Source organism: Pedobacter sp. ASV12, assembly GCF_016429155.1.
In the GTDB taxonomy this organism is placed as follows: Bacteria; Bacteroidota; Bacteroidia; order Sphingobacteriales; family Sphingobacteriaceae; genus Pedobacter.
In genome coordinates, this window is the sequence record NZ_JAELUC010000208.1 from 1 (window position 1) to 833 (window position 833).

2 protein-coding genes are annotated in these 833 nt (G+C 36.3%); both read right to left on the reverse strand.

Annotated elements, in window-relative coordinates:
• On the reverse strand, positions 1–571 hold a 571-nt coding region (locus tag JHD69_RS19925), incomplete at its 3' end, for a hypothetical protein (RefSeq protein WP_199142084.1).
• Positions 571–833, reverse strand: a 263-nt coding sequence (locus tag JHD69_RS21150) for a hypothetical protein (protein WP_233166106.1), incomplete at its 5' end; no start/stop codon positions are given. The genes JHD69_RS19925 and JHD69_RS21150, both read right to left, overlap by 1 nt.

Here is an 833-nt window from a genome sequence, read left to right on the forward strand (position 1 = left end):
AGCCGATATAGAGCAGTTTAATCTTTGAAGTTTTTTCGCGACTTGGCCGCGTCACTTCCATAAATGTACGATCTACACTGGCAGAGACAACTTCAATGTTAGCTAGCGGGAATATTTCCTTATAATATTTTAACCAAGTATCTGATTGTGCGCCAATGGTTATATTTTTATGGCTGATCTGTTTTGAGATTACACGTCGGTACTTTACTGATAGCGATTGATAAAACCGGGGGAAGTTTCCATCAACCATAATCAATACTGCTTTGCGATTGAGCAATAAAATAAGTTTAGCCCAAATCAACTTTTCGTAGAAAGAAAAGCCTGCACTTGAAAACAGCAATACACTTCCCTTGCTTTTTATGCTGCATACAGCCTTAATAAGCCTAACTAAATTACTTGCGGCCCTATATATGCCTAGTTTCCCTTTGGTTACTGGCTGTTTGAATAGAACATCGTTATATTTCTGAAATCCAATATTTAGCATATTGGTAATGCTGGCTACCCCACCAACAGGCGGAGGAAGCGGCGCAAAAATCAGTGCGTTTAAATTATCTTTTTTGGGGGTAGTCATTATTTCTTCCTAATTCTTTTAATCACATATTTTAAAAGCTGCGTAATGCCCGTAAATAAAAAAAGGAGGTTGCTTACTTTGGCATCAGGATATCTTATCTTTAAGAGCATCAGGCAACTTAGGTATTTTAAATTAGCTATTTGGATATGGTTTCTCGAGATAGACTGATTACTTACATAATATTTTACCAATGCTTCTTTAATTAGAACCACTTTATATCCGTTTGCAACTAAATTTAACCACAAATAAAAGTCTTCTACGC